Origin of the sequence: Acidovorax sp. (assembly GCF_027492855.1) — a bacterium.
GTDB lineage: Bacteria > Pseudomonadota > Gammaproteobacteria > Burkholderiales > Burkholderiaceae_C > Acidovorax.
Map to the genome: position 1 here is coordinate 1 of NZ_JAPUDY010000019.1, position 3,126 is coordinate 3,126.

Consider the following 3,126-nt stretch of genomic DNA (forward strand, 5'->3'; position numbering starts at 1 on the left):
TTCTGTGTGAGCGACTTTGGGCTGCAGATATTTCAATACCTGTATAGCAATCCCTGAAATTGGCTGCTAGCGCTTATTGAATAAGCGCTAGCAGCTATCAATTAGATAGCAATTGACTCTCAATCACTGCAGGCGCCGTGCCACCTCGGCATCCAGCGACCCCATGAAGGCTTCCACCGCCCGCGTGTAGCTGCCCTCCCGCCCCAGTTGGGCGTTGATCTCGCCGTGGCTCAGGCCTTGCGGTTGCACCTCGGCACGGCCGCCCTGGCTGTGCACGTGGCGGGCCATGGCCTCGGCCTGCAGGCAGGGGCGGTCAGGGCGCTCGGTGGAGCACACCAGTTGCATCGGCGGCGCACCCGCCGTCCATTGGTGGTAGGGCGACACGGCCACCCAGTCAGCGGGGTCGGCGCCAAACGCATCGTCATACAGCGGCACGTGGCGTGCGCGCATGAGGGTGGGCACATTCATCACCGCGCTGTCGAGTACCACAGCCCCCAGCCATGGCCGGGCGCCTTCGCGCTGGGCCTCACGCGCACGGGCGTTGAGCAGCGCCACCAAATGGGCGCCCGCCGAGTGGCCCATCAGGATGAAGCGGCCGGGGTCTGCGCCCCAGGTGGCGGCATGTTGCTGCGCGGCCACCAGCGCGGCCTGCACATCACGCGCCTGCTGGGCCACGGGGGCGCCGGGCAGCAGCCGGTAGTTCACCGAGACCAGCACAAAGCCCTGGGGCACCCAGCGCGCCACCTTCTCCTGCACCACGCCGCCCATGGCCTTGTCGCCATGGCGCCAGCCGCCGCCGTGCACCATGAAGATGACCGGCGCACCCGCTGCGCTGGCCACCGGGCCGTGGCGCCCGGTGGTGGGCACATACACATCCATGCGCTGGCGAGGGTCGCTGCCATAGGCCACGTCGGCAATGCGCTGCACGCCTGCGCCGGGGGTGGCACCTACCGCCTGTGCGAAAGCGCCGGTGCTGGCGGCCAAGGCCAGGACAGCCACGGTGGCAAGGGTGACGATGCGGCGCTGCGACATGGTGGGGGCTCCGGTGGATGGGGCGCTCACCCACGGGTGCGCGCCAATGGGGTTGAACTGTGGCAGTGCCCTGTCAACCCAAGGTTGCCGCGCTGTACCAAGTGGTAACAAAACATGACGGGCGCGCGGGTGGGGAATGCTGACTTATCGGGTCGGAATCCATCAACTTGAAGCCGTTCGGGCTGAGGTTCTATGGTTCCCGTCAAGCGTTGTCGAAGCGTAGCGCGAGGCTTCGACAAGCTCAGCCCGAACGGATGTTTCAAGGTCCAAAATGCCGGATCGATAAGACAAAATTGACTGCTAGCGCTTTACAGATAAGCGCTAGCAGCTATCAAATCAGGAGTTCATGATTGCCCATCTCATCTCCAGAACCAGCGGCGGCGCACGCCAAGGCGCCGCACAGCCCGCCGCCCCTGTTCAGCCGGGTGTGCCCTGCTTCATCTTGCGGTACAGCGTCTGGCGGCTGATGCCCAATTGCTGCGCGGCCTGCGAGACATTGCCGCGTGTGTTTTGCAGCGCCTGCTGGATGGCCGCGCTGGACAGGGCCTGCAGGCTGACAAGGGGCTCCGCTGCGCGGGGCGCCGCTGTGGGCGCCGGGGCGCCGTCGCGCAAGGCATGCACCAAATCATCAGGCATGTGCTCCCAGCCCAGGGTGTCCTCGCCCTCCAGCAACATGGCGCAGGCGGTGCGCAGCAGGCTGGCCAATTGGCGCAGGTTGCCGGGCCAGGCATAGGCGGCCAGGCGCACCAGCAGCTCGGGCGCCACTTGCACGTCAAAGCCCAGGCCCTGCTCCGTGGCCAGGTCGACCAGCAGGCGCTGCGCGAGCGCCACGAAGTCGCTGCGCTCGCGCAGGGCGGGCAACTGCACCGTGAGGCCGTTGATGCGGTAGTACAGATCCTGCCGAAAGCGCCCTTGCTCGGCCGCCTGCATGAGCTGGCAGTGCGTGGCGCAGATGAGCGCAAAGTCCACCGGCACGGCCTTGCTGGCGCCCACGGGCGTCACACTGCGCTCTTGCAGCACGCGCAGCAGGCGGGTTTGCAGGGCCAGGGGCATGTCGCCGATTTCGTCGAGGAACAGCGTGCCGCCGTGGGCCTCGCGCAGGCGGCCCAGGTGGCCCTCCTTGCGTGCGCCGGTGAAGGCGCCCGCCACATGGCCGAACAGTTCGGATTCGATGAGGTGCTCGGGGATGGCCGCGCAGTTGATGGCCACGAAGGGCGCATCGCGGCGCGGGCCGCTGGCGTGCAGGGCGCGTGCAAACACCTCCTTGCCCACGCCCGATTCACCCTGCACCAGCACCGCAATCGGCTTGGCCACCACGCGGCGGGCTTTGTCGGCCGCCGCGCGCCAGCGGGCGTCGCCGGTGTCCAGCTGCGCCAACGCGTCATCCAATGGCGCGGGCGCGGCAGCAGTGGGCGGAGCCACCCAGGCAGCGGCAACATCCACCTGCACCTGGGCAAACAACAACGCCCCGCCCAGCACGCGCAGGGCTTGCGGCTGCAGCGGGCGGCGTTGGTGGCGCGAGAGCAGGTCGTCAAGCCGCACATCCAGCACGCGCTCCAGCAAGGTGGCGCCCACATCGCCCGCACGCAGGCCCAGCTGCGCCAAGGCCATGCGGTTGGCGCCCACGATCCAGCCGTCGCCCGACACCGCCACGATGCCCTCGGCCACACTGCCGATGCCTTCGGGCGCGCTGTGCAGGTGCAGGCGGATGTTGCGTTTGCAGGTGGCGGTGAGCAGGCGGTTTTCGATCATGCGCGCCGCTGTGCTCACCAGGCCCAGCGTGTGGGCGTGGCCGTTGCGGCAGTCGCCCGAGATGTCGAGGATGCCCAGCAGCTCGCCGGTGGCCGACAGGATGGGCGAGGCCGCGCATGTGAGAAAGCTGTTGCGCTCCAGAAAATGCTCGCCGCCGTGCACCTCTACCGCGCTGCATTCGGCCAGCGCAGTGCCGATGGCATTGGTGCCCCGGTGCGCCTCGTGCCACGAGGCGCCGCTGGTCAGCGCCACACGCTCGGCCTTGTCCACAAAATGCGGGTCGCCCAGCGTGTGCATGAGCATGCCGCGCCGGTCGGCCAGCACCACCACGCTCTGGCTGTG

General features: G+C 68.1%; 2 protein-coding genes. Both read right to left on the bottom strand.

Features of this window, described 5'->3' with window-relative positions:
• Nucleotides 1-123 precede the first annotated feature (123 nt).
• Nucleotides 124-1,032 carry an alpha/beta hydrolase gene (locus tag Q0105_RS03565; RefSeq protein ID WP_298208834.1) on the bottom strand — a complete coding sequence of 303 codons (909 nt, stop codon included), beginning with the start codon at nucleotides 1,030-1,032 and terminating at the stop codon, nucleotides 124-126.
• A gap of 417 nt (nucleotides 1,033-1,449) precedes the next feature.
• Nucleotides 1,450-3,126, bottom strand: a 1,677-nt coding sequence (locus Q0105_RS03570; RefSeq protein WP_298208835.1) for a sigma-54-dependent Fis family transcriptional regulator, incomplete at its 5' end; no start/stop codon positions are given.

Bases quoted from the DNA above. Each gene is read 5' to 3' on its own strand.
- Q0105_RS03565 (WP_298208834.1), bottom strand. From the start codon at position 1,032: ATGTCGCAGCGCCGCATCGTCACCCTTGCCACCGTGGCTGTCCTGGCC.